Raw genomic sequence first — 535 nt, forward strand, 5'->3', positions numbered from 1 at the left:
CACTGGGAAAACTACCAAATAATTCAGTCATGGCAATATCAACTTCGCGATCGCCCCAATAAGTGGCCGGGTCGAAAATTACTGGCTCCCCATCTACAGTTACTCCAGCATTTCCCCCCCATAAGTCACCGTGAACCAGAGAAGGTTGTGGTTGATGACCTGCCAATAACTCTGGGATAATTTTTAGTAGGCGATCGCGAAGTTGATATTGCCATGACTGAATTATTTGGTAGTTTTCCCAGTGCTTTTTATCGTGGTTATAATCAAGCCTGGCCTTTAGATGATGGTTATCAACAACGTAAAAGTCTTTATAATTTGTATCATATTCTCAATCATTTTAATTTATTCGGTGGTGGTTATGGTTCTCAGGCAGAACGTATGATTCAGCAACTTTTATCATAAATTTTCTACTCACTAAACAGTAATTTTTGGGTATTATTGCTAACGGAAATACTCTAATTTACAAATTTCATTCACCGAATAATTAATAATTAATAATTAAATAATTCTGGTTTAAAGCCTCCCCTTTTAAGGG

General features: G+C 36.8%; 1 protein-coding gene and 1 pseudogene. One reads left to right on the forward strand and one right to left on the reverse strand.

The window, feature by feature from the left end:
- Nucleotides 1-226 (reverse strand): fructosamine kinase family protein (locus D5R40_RS33805; protein WP_339379623.1); only part of this gene is annotated, 226 nt, incomplete at its 3' end.
- Between D5R40_RS33805 and D5R40_RS33810 the strand changes: the two are divergent.
- Nucleotides 190-402, forward strand: a pseudogene (locus D5R40_RS33810) (fructosamine kinase family protein); the annotation flags it as partial. The gene D5R40_RS33805 and the pseudogene D5R40_RS33810 overlap by 37 nt on opposite strands.
- Nucleotides 403-535: the final 133 nt, after the last annotated feature.

Origin of the sequence: Okeania hirsuta (assembly GCF_003838195.1) — a bacterium.
In the GTDB taxonomy this organism is placed as follows: domain Bacteria; phylum Cyanobacteriota; class Cyanobacteriia; order Cyanobacteriales; family Microcoleaceae; genus Okeania; species Okeania hirsuta.